The 21,755-nt window shown below is 66.4% G+C and carries 17 protein-coding genes; 12 read left to right on the top strand and 5 right to left on the bottom strand.

Annotation, left to right across the window (positions count from 1 at the left end; all coding sequences use genetic code 11):
- Positions 1 to 23 precede the first annotated feature (23 nt).
- The 7 genes from HV773_RS23740 to HV773_RS23710 all read left to right on the top strand — a co-directional run bounded on the left by HV773_RS23740 (position 24) and on the right by HV773_RS23710 (position 10,230).
- A complete protein-coding gene (locus HV773_RS23740) occupies positions 24 to 2,165 on the top strand; it encodes a 3-hydroxyacyl-CoA dehydrogenase NAD-binding domain-containing protein (RefSeq protein WP_175196981.1) in 2,142 nt (713 codons plus the stop codon).
- Between the two features lie 41 nt (positions 2,166 to 2,206).
- Complete coding sequence (locus tag HV773_RS23735) at positions 2,207 to 3,403, top strand: acyl-CoA dehydrogenase family protein (protein ID WP_175196980.1); 1,197 nt, start codon at positions 2,207 to 2,209, stop codon at positions 3,401 to 3,403.
- 11 nt (positions 3,404 to 3,414) lie between these two features.
- A complete protein-coding gene (locus HV773_RS23730; RefSeq protein WP_175196979.1) occupies positions 3,415 to 4,551 on the top strand; it encodes an acyl-CoA dehydrogenase family protein in 1,137 nt (378 codons plus the stop codon).
- A 103-nt stretch (positions 4,552 to 4,654) separates the two neighbouring features.
- Positions 4,655 to 5,869: a CaiB/BaiF CoA transferase family protein gene (locus HV773_RS23725; protein ID WP_175196978.1), complete on the top strand. Its 1,215-nt coding sequence runs from the start codon at positions 4,655 to 4,657 to the stop codon at positions 5,867 to 5,869.
- A 53-nt stretch (positions 5,870 to 5,922) separates the two neighbouring features.
- Positions 5,923 to 6,246: a DUF485 domain-containing protein gene (locus HV773_RS23720; protein ID WP_175196977.1), complete on the top strand. Its 324-nt coding sequence runs from the start codon at positions 5,923 to 5,925 to the stop codon at positions 6,244 to 6,246.
- Positions 6,243 to 7,934 (top strand): cation acetate symporter, encoded by a 1,692-nt coding sequence (locus HV773_RS23715; protein ID WP_175196976.1) that lies wholly within the window; start codon positions 6,243 to 6,245, stop codon positions 7,932 to 7,934. The genes HV773_RS23720 and HV773_RS23715 overlap by 4 nt, the downstream gene beginning before the upstream one ends.
- Before the next feature lie 238 nt (positions 7,935 to 8,172).
- A complete protein-coding gene (locus HV773_RS23710) occupies positions 8,173 to 10,230 on the top strand; it encodes a VTT domain-containing protein (protein ID WP_175196975.1) in 2,058 nt (685 codons plus the stop codon).
- 30 nt (positions 10,231 to 10,260) lie between these two features.
- Here the strand turns inward: HV773_RS23710 and HV773_RS23705 are convergent, their stop codons facing one another.
- Positions 10,261 to 10,536, bottom strand: coding sequence for a hypothetical protein (locus HV773_RS23705; protein WP_175196974.1), 276 nt, complete (start codon positions 10,534 to 10,536; stop codon positions 10,261 to 10,263).
- Between the two features lie 244 nt (positions 10,537 to 10,780).
- On the opposite strand from HV773_RS23705, the gene HV773_RS23700 reads away from it, so the two are divergent.
- On the top strand, positions 10,781 to 11,872 hold the full coding sequence (locus HV773_RS23700; protein ID WP_175196973.1) for a Dyp-type peroxidase: 1,092 nt from the start codon (positions 10,781 to 10,783) through the stop codon (positions 11,870 to 11,872).
- Entirely contained in the window at positions 11,865 to 12,665 is an 801-nt protein-coding gene (locus tag HV773_RS23695; RefSeq protein ID WP_175196972.1) for a family 1 encapsulin nanocompartment shell protein, read from the top strand. Before HV773_RS23700 ends, HV773_RS23695 begins: the two co-directional genes overlap by 8 nt.
- A gap of 92 nt (positions 12,666 to 12,757) precedes the next feature.
- Here the strand turns inward: HV773_RS23695 and HV773_RS23690 are convergent, their stop codons facing one another.
- Positions 12,758 to 15,064, bottom strand: a complete 2,307-nt coding sequence (locus HV773_RS23690) for a TonB-dependent receptor (protein ID WP_175196971.1) — start codon at positions 15,062 to 15,064, stop codon at positions 12,758 to 12,760.
- A gap of 312 nt (positions 15,065 to 15,376) precedes the next feature.
- Between HV773_RS23690 and ppnP the strand changes: the two genes are divergently transcribed.
- Positions 15,377 to 15,697: a pyrimidine/purine nucleoside phosphorylase gene (gene ppnP, locus HV773_RS23685; protein WP_175196970.1), complete on the top strand. Its 321-nt coding sequence runs from the start codon at positions 15,377 to 15,379 to the stop codon at positions 15,695 to 15,697.
- A 133-nt stretch (positions 15,698 to 15,830) separates the two neighbouring features.
- Here the strand turns inward: ppnP and HV773_RS23680 are convergent, their stop codons facing one another.
- From HV773_RS23680 to HV773_RS23670, 3 genes are all read right to left on the bottom strand, one after another.
- Complete coding sequence (locus HV773_RS23680; protein ID WP_175196969.1) at positions 15,831 to 17,003, bottom strand: enoyl-CoA hydratase/isomerase family protein; 1,173 nt, start codon at positions 17,001 to 17,003, stop codon at positions 15,831 to 15,833.
- A gap of 71 nt (positions 17,004 to 17,074) precedes the next feature.
- Positions 17,075 to 18,790: an AMP-binding protein gene (locus HV773_RS23675; RefSeq protein WP_175196968.1), complete on the bottom strand. Its 1,716-nt coding sequence runs from the start codon at positions 18,788 to 18,790 to the stop codon at positions 17,075 to 17,077.
- A 78-nt stretch (positions 18,791 to 18,868) separates the two neighbouring features.
- Positions 18,869 to 20,002 (bottom strand): acyl-CoA dehydrogenase, encoded by a 1,134-nt coding sequence (locus tag HV773_RS23670; protein ID WP_175196967.1) that lies wholly within the window; start codon positions 20,000 to 20,002, stop codon positions 18,869 to 18,871.
- A gap of 249 nt (positions 20,003 to 20,251) precedes the next feature.
- Between HV773_RS23670 and HV773_RS23665 the strand changes: the two genes are divergently transcribed.
- Both HV773_RS23665 and HV773_RS23660 read left to right on the top strand, forming a co-directional pair.
- Entirely contained in the window at positions 20,252 to 21,256 is a 1,005-nt protein-coding gene (locus HV773_RS23665) for an AraC family transcriptional regulator (protein WP_246282378.1), read from the top strand.
- A gap of 113 nt (positions 21,257 to 21,369) precedes the next feature.
- Positions 21,370 to 21,624: a DUF4148 domain-containing protein gene (locus HV773_RS23660; RefSeq protein ID WP_175196965.1), complete on the top strand. Its 255-nt coding sequence runs from the start codon at positions 21,370 to 21,372 to the stop codon at positions 21,622 to 21,624.
- The last annotated feature ends 131 nt before the right edge of the window (positions 21,625 to 21,755 follow it).

The raw sequence follows: 21,755 nt of genomic DNA, 5'->3' as shown, positions 1-21,755 counted from the left end.
TAATTCTTCTGGAGACATCCCACATGGCAATCGACACGGCCGCCCCCGCCCCCTCCTCCGCTTTTTCCCCGGTTAGCCACGAACTGCGCGGCAAGGTGCTGCTCGTCACCGTCGACAATCCGCCCGTGAACGCGCTGGGCGTCGACGTGCGGCGCGGTCTTGCCGCCGCCATCGAGCACGCCGAGGCCAACGCGGCCGTGCAGGCCGTGCTGATCGTGGGCGCCGGGCGCAACTTCATCGCGGGCGCGGACATCCGCGAGTTCGGCAAGCCGCCGCAGCCGCCCGCGCTGCCCGACGTGCTCCATCGCATCGAGGCCTGCCACAAGCCGGTGATCGTGGCGATTCACGGCGCGGCGCTCGGCGGCGGACTCGAAGTCGCGCTCGCCGCGCACTACCGGCTCGCGGTGGCCGGCGCGAAGCTCGGCCTGCCCGAAGTCCAGCTTGGCCTGCTGCCCGGTGCGGGTGGCACGCAGCGCGCGCCGCGCCTGATCGGCGCCGAAGCCGCGCTTGCGCTGATGCTGAGCGGCCGCCATGTGGGCGCGCAGGAAGCGCTCAAGCTCGGTCTCGTCGACCGCGTGGGCGCGAGCGAAGACATCCTCGCCGAAGGCCTCGCCTATGCGCAGGAACTGCTTGCCGCGCACGCCCCCGTGCGCCGCACGCGCGACGCGCAAGGTCTCGCCGACCGCGCCGCCACTCAAGCCGCGATCGACGCCGCACGCGCCGACACCGCGAAGAAGTCGCGCGGCCTGTTCTCGCCGATGAAAATCGTCGATTGCGTGCAAGCCGCGCTCGAGGAGTCGTTCGAGGAAGGCCTGCGTTTCGAGCGCAAGCAGTTCCTCGCCTGCCTCGAAAGCCCGCAGCGCGCGGGCCTCATCCATGCGTTCTTCGCTGAGCGCGAAGTGCAGAAAGCGCCTGAAACGAAGAGCGCTGCGCCGCGCGCGATCGAGAGCGTGGGCGTGATCGGCGGCGGCACGATGGGTGCGGGCATTGCCGTGGCCGTGCTCGACGCGGGCCTGCCCGTGACGATGATCGAGCGCGACGACGCCGCGCTCGCACGCGGCCGCGCGCATGTGGAGAAAGTCTATGACGGCCTGATCGCCAAGGGCCGCATGAAGCCCGAAGCGAAGGCGCAAATCCTCGCGCGTTTCAATGGCAGCACCGCATACGACTCGCTCGCGAACGCCGACCTCGTAATCGAGGCCGTGTTCGAAGACATGGCCGTGAAGCAGGCCGTATTCGCCGAGCTAGACCGCGTCTGCAAGCCGGGCGCAGTGCTCGCGACCAACACCTCGTATCTCGACATCGACGCCATCGCGGCCAGCGTCAAGCGCCCGCAAGACGTGGTGGGCCTGCACTTCTTCTCGCCCGCGAACATCATGAAGCTGCTCGAGGTCGTGGTACCGAACGCCGTGAGCCCCGACGTGGTGGCCACCGCGTTCGAGCTCGCGAAGAAACTGCGCAAGGTACCGGTGCGCGCGGGCGTGTGCGACGGCTTCATCGGCAACCGCATTCTCGCCGTGTACCGCACGGCCGCCGATCATCTGATGGAAGACGGCGCCTCGCCCTACCAGATCGACCAGGCCGTGCGCGAGTTCGGCTTTCCGATGGGCCCGTACCAGGTGGTCGATCTCGCGGGCGGCGACATCGGCTGGGCCACGCGCAAGCGCCGCGCGGCCACGCGCGATCCGAACGCGCGCTACGTGCAGATCGCCGACCGCCTGTGCGAACGCGGCTGGTTCGGCCAGAAGACGGGCCGCGGCTTCTACCTGTACCCTGAAGGCGCGCGCACCGGCACGCCCGATCCCGAAGTGGAAGCGATCATCGCCGCCGAGCGCGAGCGCGCCGGCATCAAGCCGCGCACGTTCAGCAATGAGGAAATCATGCGCCGCTACATGGCCGCGATGATCAACGAAGGCGCGAACGTGGTGCACGAAAAGATCGCGCTGCGCCCGCTCGACGTGGACGTAACGCTGCTGTACGGCTACGGCTTCCCGCGCTATCGCGGCGGCCCGATGAAGTACGCCGATACCGTGGGCCTCGCGAACGTGCTCGCCGACATCCGCGAGTTCGCGAAGGAAGACCCGCTGTTCTGGCGTCCTTCGCCGCTGCTCGTCGAACTGGTCGAGCGCGGCACGGACTTCGCGAGCCTGAACCACATCGCCTGAACCCGGCCCGCACTCGAGCGGGGCAGCAAGGAGCAAGACACATGGATCTGAAATTCACCGCCGAAGAAGAAGCCTTCCGCAGCGAAGTGCTCGACTTCCTGCGCGAGCGCCTGCCGCAGCGCATCGCCGACACCGTGCGCAACGGCAAGCACCTCACGCGCGACGACATGGCCGCATGGCACGCCACGCTCAACGAAAAGGGCTGGCTCGCGAATCACTGGCCGAAGGAATACGGCGGCCCGGGCTGGAGCGCCGTGCAGAAGTTCATCTTCGAGAACGAATGCGCGATTGCGGGCGCGCCGCGCATCGTGCCGTTCGGCGTGAACATGCTCGGGCCCGTGCTCATCAAGTACGGCAACGAGGCGCAAAAGCGCCACTGGCTGCCGCGCATTCTCGACGGCTCCGACTGGTGGTGCCAGGGCTATTCGGAGCCGGGCGCGGGCTCGGACCTCGCCTCGGTGCGCACGAGCGCCGTGCGCCAGGGCGATCATTACGTGGTGAACGGCCAGAAGACGTGGACCACGCTCGGCCACTACGCGAACATGATTTTCTGCCTCGTGCGCACCGCCACCGACGTGCGCAAGCAGGAAGGCATCAGCTTCCTGCTAATCGACATGAACACGCCGGGCATCGAAGTGCGCCCGATCATCACGCTCGACGGCGAACATGAGGTGAACGAAGTGTTCTTCACCGACGTGCGCGTGCCGGTCGAGAACCTCGTCGGCGAAGAGAACAAGGGCTGGACCTACGCGAAATTCCTGCTCACCTACGAGCGCACCAACATCGCGGGCGTGGGCTTTTCGGTGGCCGCGCTCGCGCGCCTGAAGCGCGCCGCGCAACAGGTCACGCGCAACGGCAAGCCGCTCGCCCAGGACCCGCAGTTCGCAGCGCGCATGGCCAAGGTCGAAATCGATCTGGAAAACATGAAGACCACGAACCTGCGCGTGATCGCGGCTGTCGCCGGTGGCGGCGTGCCGGGCGCGGAAAGCTCGATGCTCAAGATTCGCGGCACCGAGATCCGCCAGGAAATCTCGTCGCTGCTGCGCCGCGCGATGGGGCCGTACGCGGCGCCCTTCGTCGAAGAAGCGCTGCAGGAAGGCTACGAGGGCGAAGCCATCGGCCCCGACGAAGCCGCCAGCGCCGCCGCGCTCTACTTCAACAACCGCAAGCTGTCGATCTTCGGCGGCTCCAACGAGATTCAGAAGAACATCATCTCCAAGATGATTCTCGGTCTTTAAGAGGTCCTGCCATGAACTTCCAGCACACCGAAGACCGCCGCATGCTTGCGGACACGCTCAATCGCTTCATCGCTGAGCAATATGGTTTCGATACGCGCGACAAGATCGCGCGCTCCAGCGAGGGTTTCAGCGCCGACATGTGGCAGCGCTTCGCCGAACTCGGCGTGATCGGCGCGCTGTTCGACGAAGCCGATGGCGGCTTCGGCGGCCAGGGTTTCGACGTGGCCGTCGTGTTCGAGTCGCTCGGGCGCGGCCTCGTGGTCGAGCCGTTCCTCGACACGCTGATCGTGGGCCGCGCGCTCGCGCACGCGGGCAGCGAGGCGCAACGCGCGCGCATTGCGTCGTTCATCGACGGCTCGCAGATCGCGGCGCTCACGCACGACGAGCCGGGCTCGCATTACGAAGCCTCGCGCGTAAGCACACGCGCCGAAAAGCACGGCGACGGCTGGATGCTGCAAGGCGCGAAAGGCGTTGTGCAGCATGGGGAACATGCGGACGTGCTGCTCGTTTCAGCTCGCGTCTGCGGCGACGAATTCGACGAAGACGGCATTGCGCTCTTCCTCGTGCCACGTGACGCGCAGGGCGTGAGCGTGCGCGGCTATCGCAAGATCGACGGCGGGCGGGCGGCGGAAGTGACGCTCGATCACGTGACGCTCGGCGCCGATGCGCTCGTGGGCGCGCAAGACACGGGCTTCGCGACGCTCGAACACGCGCGCGGCTACGGCCTGCTCGCGCTCGCCTCGGAAGCCGTGGGCGCGATGGATGTCGCGCGCGATCACACGCTCGAATACCTGCGCACGCGCAAGCAGTTCGGCGCGCCCATCGGCAGCTTCCAGGCGCTGCAACACCGCATGGCCGACGTGCTGCTCGAAATCGAGCAGGCGCGCTCCGCGGTCATCAACGCCGCGGCGGCCATCGACGCGCCGCGCGTTCAACGCGAGCGCGCGCTTTCGGCGGCGAAGTACTCGATCGGGCGCATCGGCGCGCGCGTGGCCGAGGAAGCCATTCAGCTGCACGGCGGCATCGGCATGACGTGGGAGCTGCCGCTCGCGCACTACGCCAAGCGCCTCGTGATGATCGACCATCAGCTCGGCGACGAGGATCATCATCTCGCGCGCTATATCGCGCTGGAAACCGCCACCGCATAGATATTGCGTGGCGTTTGCGAAGGCCCGCCGCCATCCCCTCCTTATCTGGATCTGAAATGCGCAGCGCGGCCTTCCATTCACAACGAACCAGGAGTGCGTTCTGATGCAGACCGACAAGCGGAGCCTGCCGCTCGCAGGCGTGCGTGTTCTCGATCTTTCGCGCGTACTGGCCGGGCCGTGGAGCGCGATGGTGCTCGGCGACCTGGGCGCCGAGGTCATCAAGGTCGAGCACCCCGGCCGCGGCGACGACACGCGCGACTGGGGTGTGCGCGTCGGCAAGACCGAAACGGCCTACTTCAACAGCGTGAACCGCAACAAGCGCTCGATCACGCTCGATCTGCAAACGCCCGAGGGCCAGCAGATCGCGCGCGATCTCGCGAAGACCAGCGACATCTTCATCCAGAACTTCAAGTCGGGCGGCGCGGCGAAGCTGGGCCTCGGCTATGAGGCGCTGAGCGCGGAGAACCCGCGCCTGATCTACTGCTCGATTACCGGCTACGACAGCACCGGGCCCGAGGCGAAGCGCCCCGGCTACGACCTCGTCGTGCAGGGCGAAGCGGGCCTGATGGCGCTGAACGGCGAAGCGCATCAGCCGCCGCTCAAATTTGGCGTGGCCGCTGTCGATCTGTTCACGGGCATGTACTCGGCGCAGGCGATGCTCGCCGCGCTGTACGAGCGCGAGCGCACCGGGCGCGGGCGTCACATCGAAATGGCGCTGTTCGACTGCGGCCTCATGATCACCGCTTACTACGGGCTCGAAGCGCTGCTGCTGGGCGAGGACCCGCCGCGCTACGGCAACGCGCATCCGTCGATCGTGCCTTATGGCGTGTTCGATGCCGCCGATGGTCCGCTCGTCATCACCGTGGGCAACAACGCGCAGTTCGAGCGCTTTTGCCGCGAGGTAATCGAACGCCACGATCTCGCCGACGACGCCCGCTACAAAACCAACATCCTGCGCGGGCAGAACCGCGAGACGCTGGTGCCTGAACTCACGCGCGAACTCGGCAGCCGCCCGCGCAAGCTGCTGCTCGAACGTCTCGCGCAAGCGGGCATTCCGTGCGGCGAGGTGGCGGGATTGCGCGAAGCGCTACTCTCGCCGCGCGCCGCGCAAGGCGGGCTCGTCACGCAACAGCCGCATCCGCACACGGCAAGCGGCACCACGCCGGTGCTCGCGCCGCCGTGGCGCTTCGACGGCGAACGCATGCCCGTGCGCCGCGCGCCGCCGCAACTGGGCGAAGGCACGCGCGACGTGCTGGAAGAAACGCTCGGATATTCAGCGGAGAAAATTGCAGAGCTGAAAGACAAAGGCGTGATCTGATCGAGACGCCCAACACAAAAGACATAAAAGACACGAGAGACACTGGAGACAACATGACTCACACCGCGATCGACACGATCAAGGCGCACCCCGAATACCGGCAGCTCGTCGCCGTGCGCCGACGCTTCAGCTTCACGCTCACCGCGCTCATGATCGCCCTCTACTACGGCTTCATCCTGATCGTCGCGCTCGCGCCGCACCGGCTCGCGCAGCCGCTCTATGCGGGCGCCACCATCAGCGTCGGCATTGTCGTGGGCGTGGGCATCATCGCCGGCGCCATCGCGCTCACCGGCTTCTATGTGCTGCGCGCCAACCGCCGCTTCGATCCCGCCATGCGCGCGCTCGTCGCGAAATTCCAGGGCGAGGTGCAGGCATGAAGCCCATTCGCGTTCTCGGCGCATTCGCGCTCGCAACCGCCAGCAGCCTTGCCCTTGCCAATATGCCGGGCGGCGCGGCCGCGCCCATGCCCAAGCCGCAGCACAACCCCGTCGCCATCGGCATGTTCCTGTTGTTCGTGCTCGTGACGCTCGGCATCACGCAGTGGGCCGCGCGCCGCACGCGCACCGCGCGCGACTTCTATACGGGCGGCGGCGGCATCAGCGGCTTGCAGAACGGTCTCGCGATTGCGGGCGACTACATGTCGGCGGCGTCGTTCCTCGGGCTCTCGGGCATGGTGTTCATGTTCGGCTTCGACGGCCTCATCTACTCGATCGGCTTTCTGGTCGGCTGGCCGTTCGTGATGTTCCTGATTGCCGAGCCGCTGCGCAACCTCGGCAAGTTCACGTTCGCCGACGTGATTGCGTATCGCTTCGAGCAAGGCCCAATCCGCCTGATGACCTCGGCCAATGCGCTGATGGTCGTGATCTTTTACCTGGTTGTGCAGATGGTCGGCGCGGGCAAGCTCATCGAGCTGCTGTTCGGCCTGCCCTACTGGATCGCCGAGATCGTGGTGGGCGCGCTGATGGTGATCTATGTGTTCTTCGGCGGCATGAAGGCCACCACGTGGGTGCAGCTCATCAAGGCCGGGCTGCTGCTGTGCGGCGCGACCTTCATGGCCGTGCTCGCGCTCGCGCACTTCGGCTTCAGCCCGAACGAGATGTTCCGCCAGGCCGTCAATGTGCACCCGGGCGCGCTTTCCATCATGGCGCCGGGCAAGCTGATCCGCGACCCGCTCAACGCGCTCTCGCTCGGCATCGCGCTGATGTTCGGCACGGCCGGCTTCCCGCACATCCTGATGCGCTTCTTCACGGTGCCCAATGCGAAGGAGGCGCGCAAGTCGGTGTTCTACGCGACCGGGTTCATCGGCTACTTCTACCTGCTCACGTTCGTGATCGGCTTCTCGGCGATCGCGCTGCTCGCGCAGCATCCTGAGTTCTTCCGCGTCGACGCGGCGGGCCACTTCAATCTCACGACCGACCTGCTCGGCGGCTCGAACATGGTAGCCGTGAAGCTCGCCCAGGCGGTGGGCGGCAATCTCTTCTACGGCTTCATCGCGGCGGTCACGTTCGCGACGATCCTCGCCGTGGTGGCCGGCCTCACGCTCTCGGGCGCGACCACGGTCTCGCACGATCTCTACGCAAGCTGGCTTGCGCGCGGGCGCAAAAACGAGCAGCGCGAGATGCGCATCTCGCGCGTGGCAACGCTCGTGCTCAGCGTGGTGGCGATCGGTCTCGGCATCCTGTTCGAGCACGCGAACGTGGCGTTCCTCGTGGGGCTCGTCGCGGCCGTGGCGGCGAGCGCCAACTTCCCGGTGCTCGTGATGTCGATCTTCTGGAGCGGCATGACCACGCGCGGCGCAGTGGCGGGCGGGGTGCTCGGGCTCGTTTCCTCGGTACTGCTCACGGTGTTCTCGAAGTCGGTCTGGGTGGACGTGCTCCATCATGCACACGCCCCCGTGTTCCTCGACAATCCCGCGCTGGTCTCCGTGCCGCTCGCGTTCGCCGGCATCTGGGCGGTTTCGCGGCTCGACACCAGCGCCCGCGCGCGCAAGGAACGCGAGGCGTTCGCCGCCCAGGAGTTCTATGGGCAGACCGGGCTCCTGCCGATGGAGGCCGTGGAGCATTGAGGCACAAAAACGCATAAGCGCCTTTTTGCACACCATCGCGCCCCGCAGCGTCAAGCACGCTGCGGGGCGCTGTGCTTTGGGCGACGTAACGAGCGCGCTGACCGCCCCTGCTCCACGCGCGCAATGACGCAGCCGGTTATATTGCGCATGGGACGCCGCGTGCAGTCCCCTTTACCTTTACCTTTACCTTTACCCCGTCCGATCAACCGCTGCCCGCCAGCACCCAACCGCCCTCCAGATGGAGCACGCTTACGTCCATTTGCTGCACCTGCTTGCCGACTATCCCGGCTGGACGCTCGCGTTCGTGGTCTTCGCCGCCTTCACCGAATCGCTCGCGCTGGTCGGCACGTTTTTCCCTGGCAGCACGGCCATGTTCATCGCGGGCGCGTTCGCGGGAACCGGCGCGCTCAATCTGGGCTGGCTGTTCGCCTGCGCCATCGCGGGCGCGGTGGCCGGCGACGCGCTGAGCTTCTGGCTCGGCCGCCGCTATCGCGACTCGATCGCGCAGGTCTGGCCATTCAGCCACTACCCCGTGATCCTCGAAAAGGCACAGGCCTACTTCCAGAGCCATGGCACGCGCAGCGTGATTCTCGCGCGCTTCGTCGCGCCGATGCGCGCCGTGGTGCCCGTGGTCGCAGGCATGGCGGACATGTCGCCGATGCGCTTCTTCGCGATGAACGTGATCTCGGCGCTCGTCTGGGCGCCGGCGCACATCGTGCCGGGTGTGGTGTTCGGCGCATCGCTGCAACTCGCGGGCGCCGTGTCGTTCCGGCTCGTGGTCGTGCTCGCGATGATCGTGTTCGCGGGCTGGCTGGTGTGGCGCTTCACGCAGATGATGCTCGGCCATCTGGACGCCTGGGCCAGCGCCTCCCGCCGCGCCCTGGTGCGCTGGGCCGTGAGCCATAAGGGCCAGGCCGCGCGCCGTCTCGCGCGCTCGCTCGATCCGCAGCAGTCGGCGCTCGGCGCGCTGCTCGCCGTCACGGCGCTGGTGCCCGTGTGCGCGGCGGTGTTCTCTTACGTGCTCAGCAATCTGCTGCACGGCGACCCGCTCGTGCAGGTCGACCAGTCGGTGCGCCAGTTTCTCCAGTCGATCCACACCACCTGGGCCGACGACGTCCTCGCGCACGTCGAGACGCTCGGCAGCGCCTACACGCTCGCGGCGCTCGTGGCCATCATCACGATCTGGCTCGCGATTGAGCGGCGCTGGCGCACCATCGGCTACTGGGCGCTTGCCGCGGGCGTCTCGCAGGCGCTCATCGTCGTGCTGCGCGTGGCGATCCACCACGACGTGGCCGGCGCGGCGCACGTGGGCGCCTATGTGTTCCCGAGCGACCGCGTGGCCTCGATGGTGATCGTCTACGGCTTCGCGATGTTCCTGCTCGCGCGGCGCGTGAACGTGATGCAGGCGGCCATGGTCGCGATGTTCGGCAATGCGATCGTGGTCGCGGTGACGTTCGCGGGGCTCTATTTCGACCGCTTCCTGTTCTCGGACGCCATCGGCGGCGCGGCCTTCGCCTCGATCTGGGTGTGGACGGTCGTGCTGCTCTCGCTATGGCGCTATCCGCAGCGGCCGGAAAATCGCAACTTCATGCCATCCATCGTGTTCGCCGTGCTCGCGCTGGCCTTCGCGCTGCAGCGCGGCGCGGCGCAACGGGAGGCGGCGCTCGCCTCGCACGCCGAAGCGCCGCCGCAAGCCATCACGCAAGTCGTGTGGATCGATTCGCTGTGGAGGACGTTCGCGTGCTACCGCATCGACATGAAAGGCGAGCGGCGCGAACCGATGACGATCCAGTGGGCCGCCAGCGCCGCCGATCTGCGCGCGGCGCTGCGCGACGCCGGCTGGAGCGAGGGCGCGCAATTCTCACTAAAGAGCGTGCTCTCGCTGGTCGCGCCGAACGTGGACGTGCTCGCGCTGCCGCTGCTGCCCAAGTTGAACAACGGCATGCCCTCGCCGCTGGTGTTCGAGCGCGCGCATCTGCCCGACGACCCCGCACACCCCGGCAGCCGCCGCGACGTGCTGCGCTTCTGGCCCACGGGCTATGCAATCGGACAGCCCACGCAAGCGCCGGACGGCGCCGAACTCACACCGATCTGGGCGGGCTCGCTCGTGCACGAGCGCCTGCGGCGCGTGTCCTGGCCGTTCAACGTGCTGGTCACTTATGCCGGCAGCCACGATAGCGCCGGCTCCGAACTGGCCGCGCCCGGCCAGCCGACGGGCTGGCACGCGATCACCAAACCCGGCAGCGAGGGGTGCGAGGGCCGTTCGGTGACGCTGATCGTTTCAGACGGGCATTGAGCCAACCGTGAGCTCGCCTCGCCTCGCGCGTTAGCCGCCCTGGCTTTCGCCCCAGCTTCCCGTGGCGTGAAACCGGTCGATGCGCTCGCGCGCGTCGGCGTACGCCGCGTCCAGCGCGGCGTCGGAGCCGGCATGGTTGCGCATCAGATCGTGGAAGCGGATGCTGCGCCCTTCCACATGCGCGTCCGCGCCGTGGCGGCAGATGTAGCCGCTGTAATGGAACAGCGGCTCGGGCGAGCGAGGCCCGAATGCCGGAATCGGCAACACCCAGATCTCGAAACCTTCATGCTCGGTGTGATCCCACATGGTATGCCTCTCGATGTGTCGACCGGAGTTAGCGCTTTAGCGCTTACTCCGGTCCCATGCAAAGCTCCGTGACGACGCCTATCGTCGCACGCCAGGCCACTCGCCTGCAAACCGCCCGTTTTCGCGAGTTTGGCTAAACTATGCGGGCAGCCGGCGCGCACGGCGAACCGTGCCCGCGCCACGCCCCACGAAACCTCCACGAGCCCCTACCCGGTGCCGAGCCCAGTCAAGACCAGCCCACACCATGACGCAGCCCAATTCAACGCCCGATCCCCAGCCTGTCTCCACCACCGTCACCCGCAACGCGATCTTTATCGTCGCGACCGTCAACGAAGACGCCGCTAGCCGCGCCGCCGTGCGCGCCTGGTGCGCGGATGTAGCCAACCTCGCCCGCGCGGTCGGCAAGCGCGTGCCGGGCGGCAATCTCTCGTGCGTGGTGGGCTTTTCGTCAGACGCATGGGATCGCCTGTTCGGCGACCCGCGCCCGGCCGAACTGCATCCGTTCCGCGAATTCGGCGCGGGCGAGCGCGTGGCCGTGGCCACGCCTGGCGACCTGCTGCTGCATATTCGCGCGGAGCAGACCGATCTCTGCTTCGAGCTGGCCACGCAGCTGATGACCCGCCTCGAAGGCGCGGTCACGACCGTGGACGAGGTGCACGGCTTCCGCAATTTCGACATGCGCGCGATGATCGGCTTCGTCGACGGCACCGAGAACCCCACCGGCAACGAGGCCGACCACTTCACGGTGATCGGCGCGGACGAAGATCCCGAGTTCGCCGGCGGCAGCTACGTGCTGGTGCAGAAGTACCTGCACGACATGAAAGGCTGGAACGCGCTGACCGTGGAGGCACAGGAGCGCATCATCGGGCGCACCAAGCTCCAGGACATCGAGCTCGACGAAGACGTGAAGCCGAGCTGCTCGCATAGCTCGCTCACCACGCTCACCGACGCCAACGGCGACGAAGTCAAGATCGTGCGCGACAACATGCCGTTCGGCCGGCCGGGTTCGGGCGAATTCGGCACCTACTTCATCGGCTACGCGCGTTCGCCCGCGCCCATCGAGCAGATGCTGGAAAACATGTTCGTCGGCAGGCCGGCCGGCAATTACGACCGCCTGCTCGATTTCAGCCGCGCCGTCACGGGCAGCCTGTTCTTCGTGCCTTCGCAGCCGCTGCTCGAAGCGCTCGCCGAGCGCGAGCCGAGCCTCGCCGGTGCCGCAGTGAGCTCGATGCACACGAGCCTCGACAGCCAACCCTCATCCGAGCCCGCCGCCGCGCCAGGCGCGGACGGCTCGCTCGCCATTGGATCTCTCAAAGGAGCACCCCGGCATGAATAATCTCCATCGCGAGCTGGCGCCCATTTCCTCGGCAGCGTGGTCGCAAATCGAAGAAGAAGTCGCACGCACCTTCAAGCGCTCGCTCGCGGGCCGCCGCGTGGTCGACGTGAATGGCCCCGGCGGCGTGGATCTTGCCGGCGTCGGCACCGGGCACCAGAACGGCATCGAAGCGCCGCTCGAAGGCATCCGCGCGCGCCAGCGCGAAGTGAAGGCGCTGGTCGAGTTGCGCGTGCCGTTCGAGCTGTCGCGCGAGGCCATCGACGATGTCGAGCGCGGCGCGCAAGACTCCGACTGGCAGCCCGCCAAGGACGCGGCCACGCGCCTCGCATTCGCGGAAGATCGCGCGATTTTCGACGGCTACAAGTCGGCGCAGATCACGGGCATCCGCGAAGGCACTTCCAATCCGCTCTTGCCGATGCCCGCCAACGTGGCCGATTACCCCGCCGTGATCGCGCGAGCGCTCGAGCAACTGCGCCTGCAAGGCGTGGACGGCCCGTACGCGGTGCTGCTCGGCTCCGACGCCTACACGGCCGTGAGCGAAGCGAGCGATTCGGGCTACCCGATTCTCGAGCACATCCGCCGCCTCGTGAAAGGCGAGATCATCTGGGCGCCGGCGCTCGAAGGCGGCAGCATCCTCACGACGCGCGGCGGCGACTTCGCGCTGCATCTGGGCCAGGACGTCTCGATCGGCTATTCGTCGCACGACGAGAACACCGTGCGCCTCTATCTGCAAGAAAGCTTCACGTTCATGATGTTCACGTCCGAGGCTTCGGTCACGGTCGCGGGAGAGTAAGCGAAAAGCAGCACGCAAAAAAAGCAGGGGGCGCCTGAAGTACATCGGGCGCCCCTGCTTCGTTTACATCACCGGCTTCAAACCTTAAAGCATCACTGATAAAAATTCAGCGTGACCATCGCCGAGCGGCCCGGCGCCCAGGTCGCGTAGATCGGATACGCGCTCTGGTAATACTTCTTGTCGAAGATATTGTTCACGTTCAGTTGCAGGTCCACCGACTTCGTCACGCGCCACGTTGCCGAGGCGTCGAAGCGCGCATAGCCCGGAACCCACTTGCGCGTGGTCGACGTGACCGACGCATAGGTCTCGCTCGACACCGTCGCGCCCGCACCCAGCGTGAGCTTCGGCATCACGTCATAACTGGTCCACAGCGTGAAGTTGTGCTTGGGCACCATCACCATCGGCAGGCCTGAATTTTGCGGGGCGGTCGGGCCCGCGTTGGTCGTAATCGCGTCGAGATACGAATAGCCGCCGAACAGGGCCCACTTGTTCGTCACGTTGCCCGCGAAGCCGAACTCGAAGCCGCGCACGCGCTGCGAGCCCGCATTGATCGTGCCGCCCAGGCCGTCGCTCACACGCGCATTGGTCTTGTCGGTCTGGAACAGCGCCGTGGTGAGCGACAGGCGTTCCTGAAGCACGTCCCACTTCGCGCCCACTTCGATATTGCGCGAGCGTTCGGGTGCGAGATCCTGGTTCGCCGCCGTGATCTGGTCGGTGCCGCCGCCGAGGCCCGAGTTCGAGCCCGGCGGATTCGCCGACGTGCCGTACGACGCGTACAGGCTCACCGTGCGCACCGGTTTGAACACGAGGCCGAACTGGTAGCTGAAGAGGTTCGAGGTATTGGACAGATCGGGCACGCCCGCCTGCTGCGCCGTGACGTCATAACGGTCGAAGCGCAGGCCCGCGTTGAAGATCCAGCGCTCGGAAAGCTGCACGCTGTCGAACAGGTAGGCCGAGGCGATGTTGGTCTGCGTGTTGGTGGTCGGCCCCGGGAAGGTCTTGTCGCCGTTGAGCAGCACGCTGCCGGTCCACGGATTGTTCGGGTTCCAGTACGCGAGCGGCGTGCAGTTGTAGGCCACCGAGCACGGCCCGCCCGAGCGGATGTTGTTGCCCTTCGAGTCCGTGACGAGATAGCCCTCGTAGCGGTCTTGCTCGTTGCTGAACTCCACGCCTGCCGTGAGCGTGTGGCGCATGCCGTAGAGGTCGAATTTGCCGTTCGCCTCGGTCTGGTTGGCGATGCTGTTGGTCGCGTATTTACCGCTCTTGGCCTGCAAGCTCAAGATGTTCGAAGTCGCGCTCGTGAGTTGCGGATTCGTCGCGATGTAATCGAGCGTCGAGCGGCCGAACATCGTCGTGTTCTTGATCTTCCAGGCGTCGTTGATGCGATGCTCGACCTTGATCTCGCCGGTGTCGTTCTGGCCGCGCCGGTAGTCGCGCGCGTTCAGGCCGTAGAACTGGCCACGATCGGTGGGCACCGGCGTGCCGCCCGTGGAGCGGAACGGCACGCTGAAGTCGGGCATGTCGTAGCTGTTCAGGTGGTAGTAGCTCAGCGTGACCGTGGTGGGCGTATTCAGGCCGAACGCGATCGATGGCGCGACGCCCCAGCGCTTGCTGTAGATGTCGGTGCGGCCCGGCTGGTCGGCGTCGTGACCCATCGCGTTCAGGCGGATCGCGGTCGTGTCGTTGAGCTTCTGGTTCCAGTCGATGGTCGCGCGGCGGTAGCTGTCCGTGCCAAGGCCGAGGCTGCCGTTGAAGAAGTTATCGTTCTGCGGCGTCTTCGTGGTGATGTCGACGCTGCCGCCCACCGAGCCGCGCCCCGCATAGACCGAGTCCGGGCCCTTGATGACGCTGATGTTCTCCACATCGAAGGTCTCGCGGTTCTGCACGCCCGAGTCGCGCATGCCGTCCACGAAGATCGAGTTGCGCGACTCGAAGCCGCGAATCACCGGGCGGTCCGCCGACGGATTCGCCGCCGCGTCGCCGCCGAGGAAGGTGACGCCGGGCACCGTGCGCAGCGCCTCCTCGAAGGTCGTGACGTTCTTCTCCTTGAGCACTTCCTGCGGGATCACGGTGACCGAGCGCGGCGTGTCGATGAGCGGCGACGTGAACTTGTACGAGTCGAGCGTCTTCGCCTGCATCTCGGATGGCGCCGAGATCACCTTGACGGCGGGCAGAGTGGCTTCGCCGGCGCTTGTGGCGCTTGTGGCGCTTGTGGCGCTTGTGGCGTTGCTGACGTCTGCCGCTTGCTGTGTGACAGCGGGAGAGGCCACCGCCGCATCGGGCATCGCGGACGCCGGCTGGGTGGTCTGGGCGTGAACGGCCGATGCGAAAAAGCCAGAGCAATACAAGGCTGCAACGGACGCGACAGCGCGCATCCGCGTCGGGAAGAGGACGGACATGGTGAGCGGTTGGATCGAAGGCGGAAACGTCTTGGGCCGGGCGTTACGCGCCGCCCGCACCAGAGGAATCCTGTGTTGAATCTTGTTTGAGAATGCGTATGATTCTCATTTGTTATATCAATTGTAATTAGTCGTTATGTGTTTGTAAACACTTGCTGCGCATTTCGCCGGTTGGTTTCGTCGGATTTCGCGGGATTTCGCTGAAGGCGTGCGGCGAGTGCCGGTATGATGTCGATCCCGCTGCGGGCAAGCAGAGCCGCGCCCGCCACGCGCCCACGCATCCATTTCACGAAGACTCAGAGGAAGACCGCCATGACGGCTGCAACACAATTCGACCAGGTTTCCGTGGTCCGCAAGGCCAATGTCTATTTCGACGGCAAGTGCGTCTCGCACACCGTGCTGTTCGCCGACGGCACCCGCAAGACGCTTGGCGTGATCCTGCCGGGCCAACTGAACTTCGGCACCGACGCGCCCGAACTCATGGAAGTGCAAGGCGGCAAGTGCCGCATCCGCCTCGAAGGCAGCGACGAATGGAAGACCTACGGCGCAGGCGAGTCGTTCTCGGTGCCGGGCAAGAGCCGCTTCGACATCGACGTGGTCGAGACGCTCGACTACTGCTGCAGCTATCTGTAAAGCGCGCTGGAGCGCCAGCGGCTGCAAGCCCGCGCCCGCCCTGCTTCACGCACGGCGGGCTTTTTTTATTTCTACGCGGCGGGCTGATGTGTGTCTGATGGGCGTGCCGCGCGGGTTCAACGCGCGGCGCGCATCACGCGCCCAGATCGGCGAGCGGATGCGTCTGCTCGCGCCACGGCGAGCACAGGAAATGCTGGACGCGTTCGTCGCGCAATTCGGCGAGCGTCGCGGGCGCCCAGCGCGGCTTGCGGTCCTTGTCGACGAGATGCGCACGCACGCCTTCGCAGACGTCGCCGTCTTCGATTGCGCGCACAACGATCCCGAGCTCCATGCGGAAGCTCTCGGCCAGCGTCATCTGGCGACCGCGCAGCAGCGCCTCGCGCGAGACTTCGAGCATGGTCGGCGAGTAATGCGTGAGCGCGTCGAGCGTGGCCGCGAGCCAGGCGCGCACGTCCTCCGGTTGCTCGTGTTCGAGATCGGCGCGTAACGTGCCGACAATTTGCTCGACGCGCGCACGGCGCACGAAGTGCCGCTCGATCAGCGGCACGCGCGCGGCCAGTGAACTTGCCTGCCCACCTGAAGCACCCGATGCGTCCGACGCCTCGCCCGGCACATCGAACACCGCGCGCAGCGCCGCGAGCACGTCTCCAGCGAGGCTCGCCTGCGCGAGGCGCGCCTCGTAACCGTCGAGCCATTCGCCCGGCACGCAAATATCGGCGAGACGGCAGTGGAGCGCGTCGGCGCCCGTGAGCAGCACGCCGGTCAGCCCCACATACAACTCGGTCTCCACCGGCATCTTCGCGAGAAAATGCGTGGCGCCCACGTCGGGCAACATGCCGATGCGCGTTTCCGGCATCGCGATCTTCGTGCGCGTGGTGACCACGCGCAGCGCCGCCGCCTGGCCGAGGCCCATGCCGCCGCCCATCGTCACGCCGTCGAGCAGCGCGACGAGCGGCTTGTCGAAGGTATGCAGCGCGTAGTCGAGCCGATATTCGTCGACGAAGAACTGCTGCCAGCCGTTTTCGCCGAGCCGCTTGCCCGCGCGCGCGAGACTGTCGATCGCGCGCACGTCGCCGCCCGCGCAAAAGCCCTTCGGCCCCGCGCCTTCGAGCACGAGCGCGACGATGCTGTCGTCATGACGCACGCGCTCGAGCAGCACGGCGATCTCGCGCACCATCGTATGCGAGAGCGCATTGAGCGCGGCGGGACGATTCAGCGTGATGATCGCGACGCGATTGACCACGCGGAACAGCACGTCCGACTCGGCCTCCGATGCTGTTTGAGCGGAAGCGGGTGTTGCATTCATTGCCTGATTCTCCGTATTTTTTAAACCCGTTCGAATCCAGTTATTTCGGACTCCGTCTGGATTCCACTATTTCATCGCAACTCGGGGAAATCTTCTTCCCAGTATTCGTCGGGCTGGCGCGCGGGTTCCCCGGTGCGCTCCATTTCGCGGCGGCGCAGTTCGACGCGGCGAATCTTGCCCGAGATTGTCTTCGGCAAGTCGCTGAACTGGAGCCGGCGAATGCGCTTGTACGGCGCGAGCTTCTCGCGCGAAAAGCGGAACACCTCGCGCGCGAGATCGGGGCCGGCCTCGTAGCCCTGGCGCACGATCACGAACGCCTTGGGCACCGAAAGCCGCAAGGGGTCGGGGCTCGGCACCACCGCTGCTTCGGCAATCGCCTCATGCTCGATCAGCACGCTCTCCAATTCGAACGGGCTCAGGCGGTAATCGGATGACTTGAACACGTCGTCGGCGCGGCCCACGTAGACGTAGTAGCCGTCGTCGCGGCGCATCGCCACGTCGGACGTGTGGTAATAGCCGTTGCGCACGGCCTGCTCGGTGGCCTTGGCGTTGTTCGCATAGCCCGTCATCAGGCCGAGCGGTCGCTGCGACGAGTCCTGCCCGAGCGTCAACGCGATTTCGCCTTCGCTCACGAGTTGATCGTCGGGATCGACGAGTTCGACACGGTAGCCCGGCAGCGGCCGGCCCATCGCGCCCGCCACCACGGGCTGGCCCGGCGAATTGCCGATCTGGCAGGTGGTCTCGGTCTGGCCGTAGCCGTCGCGGATCGTGATGTCCCACGCGTGGCGCACGCGCTCGATGATCTCGGGGTTGAGCGGCTCGCCCGCGCCCACGATTTCGCGCAGCTTCACCGCGTAGCTCGCGAGTGGTTCCTGCACGAGCATGCGCCACACGGTAGGCGGCGCGCACAGCGTGGTCACGCCGCATTGCACGAGCACGCCGAGCACATCTTTTGGCACGAAGCGCGCGTAGTTGTAGACGAACACGCAGGCCTGCGCATTCCACGGCGCGAAGAAGCAGCTCCACGCGTGCTTCGCCCAGCCCGGCGAACTGATGTTCCAGTGCACGTCGCCGGGCATGAGGCCGATCCAGTACATCGTGGAGAGGTGCCCAACGGGATAGCTCTGATGCGTGTGCTCGACGAGCTTCGGCTTCGAGGTGGTACCCGAGGTGAAGTAGAGCAGCATCGGGTCGCTCGCGCGCGTCGGGCCATCGGGCTCGAACGCGGCGCTCGCGTCATACGCGCGCGAAAGATCGATCCAGCCGTCGCGCGCTCCGCCCACCGCGATGCGCTTCACGCTCGCATCGAGCGCATCGAATTTCGCGAGCTCGGCCGCATCGACCACCACGAAGCGTGCGCCGCCTGCCTCCACGCGCTCGCGCACGTCGTCGGGCGCTAGCTGCGTGGTGGCGGGCAACACCACGGCGCCCAGCTTCATCGCCGCCAGCATTACGTCCCACAGCTCGACACGGTTGGGCAGCATCAAGAGGAGACGATCGCCGCGGCCCACACCGTTTTCGCGCAGAAAATTCGCCATGCGCGACGAACGCTCGGACATCTGCGCGAACGAATAGCGCGTGCCGCCGCTCACGAGGTCGTCGACGATCCACAGCGCCGGATTGTCATTGCCGCGCGCCATCACGTCGAAGTAGTCGAGCGCCCAGTTGAAGGTGTCGAGCTGCGGCCACGTGAAGGCTTCATACGCGCGCGCGTAGTCGGTGCGGTGACGCAGCAGCAACTCGCGTGCGTCGATGAAGGCCTGCGCGGAAGGGGTGAACCCGGTCATCGTCGTCTCCTGTGTCACGGCGCGTTTGCGCTCTTTATCACTCTTTATTCACTGCATCGAATACTTCGTCATCCTTTCTTATAGCTGTCGTGCGATCACCATGCGCTGCACTTCGCTCGTGCCTTCGTAGATTTGCGTGATGCGTGCGTCGCGGTAGTGGCGCTCCACCGGATAGTCGTTCAGGAAGCCATATCCGCCGTGAATCTGGATCGCGTGCGAGCACACTTCCTCGGCCATTTCGGACGCATAGAGCTTGGCCTGCGAGGCCTCGGAAAGACAGGGCTTGCCGAGCGTGCGCAGCTTCGCCGCATGATGCACGAGATGGCGCGCGGCGTTGATGCGCGTGTGCATGTCGGCGAGCATGTTGGCCACGCTTTGATGCCGGATCAGCGGTTCGCCGAACTGCACGCGCTCGTGCGCATAGGTGCGCGCCGCGTCGAAGGCTGCACGCGCGATGCCGAGCGCCTGCGCCGCGATGCCGATGCGCCCGCCTTCGAGATTCGACAGCGCGATCTTGAGGCCCTCGCCGCGCTGGCCAAGCAGGTTCGCCTCGGGAACCGCACAATCGACGAGCGAGATCGGGCAAGTGTCCGAGGCGCGAATGCCCATCTTCTTCTCGGGCGGTCCCACGTTGAAGCCCGGCGTATCGGTCGGCACGACGAAGGCCGAGATGCCGCGCTTGCCCGCATCGGGATCGGTCACTGCGAACACGATCGCGAGGCTCGCGCGCGAGCCGTTCGTCACGAATTGCTTGTTGCCGTTGAGCACCCACTTGCCGTCGCGCAGCTCAGCGCGCGTGCGCAGGTTGTTGGCCTCGGAGCCGGCCTGCGGCTCGGTCAGGCAGAACGCGCCAATCAGCTCGCCGCTCGCGAGCTTGGTGAGCCAGCGGTCTTTCTGCTCGGCCGTGCCGTATTGGAGAATCGGCCCGCAGCCCACCGAGTTGTGCACGCTCACGAGCGTCGCGCACGAGGCGCAGCCCGCGGCGATCTCCTCCATCGCCAGCGCGTAGGCCACGTAGTCGGTATAGGAGCCGCCCTGCTCCTGCGGCACGATCATGCCGAGAAAGCCCAGTTCGCCCAGTTGCTTGACGACCTCGTCGGGCAGCCTGGCGTCGCGGTCCCACTGCGCCGCGTTGGGCGCGAGACGCTCGCTCGCGAAGTCGCGCGCGGCGTCGCGAATCATGCGCTGGTCGTCGCTATAGAACTCGTCCATCTGTGTCCCCTTCCTGTCTTGCCTGCGCGCTCGCCCCGCGAGACGCGCGTTCGGTGCATCCACTGTCGCGCCGTGCAGCCGCCGCCGCAAGGCCTATGAAAAGTTTAGGCATCCGCGCGCGCGCATTCGATGCCCGCCACGATCAAAGTCGATGAGCGAATTTGCCATAATGTCTTTGACAACCCCACCAGAGGCCGATCCTTGCAGCCAGGGCAAACCAGCAAAGTGAGCGAAAAAGGCACGATCGCGATGAGCCTCGTACACGAGACGATGGCGCGCGCGCAAGCGCGCGGATTCGACGTGGCGCCCATCGTCGAGGCGGCGGGCATCGCATCGAGCGCGCTCGATGCGCCGCATGCACGCGTGAGCGAGGCGCAGTACGGCGCGCTGTGGGCCGGCATCGCGCGCGCGCTCGACGACGAATTCCTCGGCCAGGACTCGCACGCCATGAAGAGCGGCAGCTTCATCGCCATGACGCACGCGGCGCTGGGCGCACACACGGGCCGCCAGGCGCTGCAGCGCTGCGTGCACTTCATGCGCCTCGTGCTCGACGACCTGGCCGGCGAAGTCGACATCGACGCCACGCGCGTGCGCATCGTATTCCGCCAGCGCGCGGGCACGCCCATGCCGGCAATGTTCGCGTACGCAACGTGGTTCATTCTCGTCTACGGGCTGCTGTGCTGGCTCGTGGGGCGGCGCATCCCGGTGCTCGCGGCGCGCTTTCGCTGCGCCGCGCCGCCCGATGCGCCCGAATACCAACTGATGATCTGCGAGGACATAGCCTTCGACCAGCCCGATTCGTGGTTCGACCTCGCGCCCGCGTTCCTCGATCTGCCCGTGATTCAGAGTGCCGCCTCGGCGCGTGCTTTCCTGCGCAATGCGCCCGGCAATTTCGTCGTGAAGTACCGCAATCCGGCCTCGTTCGCCGCGCGCGTGCGGCGCGTGCTGCGCGCCCTGCCCGCCCACGCGTGGCCCGACGCGGACGCCCTCGCGCAGCACCTGAACGTCGCGCCCGCGACCTTGCGCCGGCGCTTGCATCAAGAGGGGCACAGTTGCCAGTCGATCAAGGACGAACTGCGCCGCGACCTCGCGCTCGAGGCGTTGCGCGACCCGGCGCGCTCGGTCGCCGACGTCGCAGCCGCCGTGGGCTTCGCCGAGCCGAGCGCATTCCATCGCGCGTTCCGCAAATGGACCGGACGACGCCCTGCCGAATACCGGAAGATGTCCGAACGGCCAGCGTCGAAGGCACGCTGAATACGGCCGATGAAACCGGCGCAAGGCCCGCATATTTTTCTAATTGCTAACCTTTCCGTTATCGAGATAACACCTATAATTTTAGGGTTATCCCTTAGACGAAAGGCATGGCCATGGACACTCTTTCACGTGTGGCGCTTGGCGTGCTGGCAGCGGCTTGTTGTGTTGCTTCGGCAAGCGCGCTGGGCCAACCGTACAACCCGTCGAGCCCGCTAACGCGCGCCGATGTGCGCGCGGACCTCGCCGCATGGCGCGCGGCAGGCTTCGATCCGCTCGACTGGCTGCACTATCCCGAAAACGCCCAGCGCGCCGCGGCGATCATCGCGCAACGCCGCGCTTCGGGCGCGATGCCGCAGCCGGCGCAGTAAGCGCACCGCGCTGCAGATTCTCCCCACTGCGGGAGCGTCGATCCGCCTGCAAGGACGGACCGCCGCTCCCGCTTTGTCCTTTTTGTGGCTGACCCAGCCACTTGCCCACGGCGTCTGTAATTGATGCACCG

This window comes from Paraburkholderia caffeinitolerans, from assembly GCF_902859945.1.
Taxonomy (GTDB): Bacteria; Pseudomonadota; Gammaproteobacteria; order Burkholderiales; family Burkholderiaceae; genus Paraburkholderia; species Paraburkholderia caffeinitolerans.
This window is presented reverse-complemented; position numbering and strand designations above follow the sequence as displayed.

Coding starts and splice junctions, on each gene's coding strand:
- HV773_RS23740 (WP_175196981.1), top strand. CDS start 24: ATGGCAATCGACACGGCCGCCCCCGCCCCCTCCTCCGCTTTTTCCCCG.
- HV773_RS23735 (WP_175196980.1), top strand. CDS start 2,207: ATGGATCTGAAATTCACCGCCGAAGAAGAAGCCTTCCGCAGCGAAGTG.
- HV773_RS23730 (WP_175196979.1), top strand. CDS start 3,415: ATGAACTTCCAGCACACCGAAGACCGCCGCATGCTTGCGGACACGCTC.
- HV773_RS23725 (WP_175196978.1), top strand. CDS start 4,655: ATGCAGACCGACAAGCGGAGCCTGCCGCTCGCAGGCGTGCGTGTTCTC.
- HV773_RS23720 (WP_175196977.1), top strand. CDS start 5,923: ATGACTCACACCGCGATCGACACGATCAAGGCGCACCCCGAATACCGG.
- HV773_RS23715 (WP_175196976.1), top strand. CDS start 6,243: ATGAAGCCCATTCGCGTTCTCGGCGCATTCGCGCTCGCAACCGCCAGC.
- HV773_RS23710 (WP_175196975.1), top strand. CDS start 8,173: ATGGAGCACGCTTACGTCCATTTGCTGCACCTGCTTGCCGACTATCCC.
- HV773_RS23705 (WP_175196974.1), bottom strand. CDS start 10,536: ATGTGGGATCACACCGAGCATGAAGGTTTCGAGATCTGGGTGTTGCCG.
- HV773_RS23700 (WP_175196973.1), top strand. CDS start 10,781: ATGACGCAGCCCAATTCAACGCCCGATCCCCAGCCTGTCTCCACCACC.
- HV773_RS23695 (WP_175196972.1), top strand. CDS start 11,865: ATGAATAATCTCCATCGCGAGCTGGCGCCCATTTCCTCGGCAGCGTGG.
- HV773_RS23690 (WP_175196971.1), bottom strand. CDS start 15,064: ATGTCCGTCCTCTTCCCGACGCGGATGCGCGCTGTCGCGTCCGTTGCA.
- ppnP (WP_175196970.1), top strand. CDS start 15,377: ATGACGGCTGCAACACAATTCGACCAGGTTTCCGTGGTCCGCAAGGCC.
- HV773_RS23680 (WP_175196969.1), bottom strand. CDS start 17,003: ATGAATGCAACACCCGCTTCCGCTCAAACAGCATCGGAGGCCGAGTCG.
- HV773_RS23675 (WP_175196968.1), bottom strand. CDS start 18,790: ATGACCGGGTTCACCCCTTCCGCGCAGGCCTTCATCGACGCACGCGAG.
- HV773_RS23670 (WP_175196967.1), bottom strand. CDS start 20,002: ATGGACGAGTTCTATAGCGACGACCAGCGCATGATTCGCGACGCCGCG.
- HV773_RS23665 (WP_246282378.1), top strand. CDS start 20,252: ATGAGCCTCGTACACGAGACGATGGCGCGCGCGCAAGCGCGCGGATTC.
- HV773_RS23660 (WP_175196965.1), top strand. CDS start 21,370: ATGGACACTCTTTCACGTGTGGCGCTTGGCGTGCTGGCAGCGGCTTGT.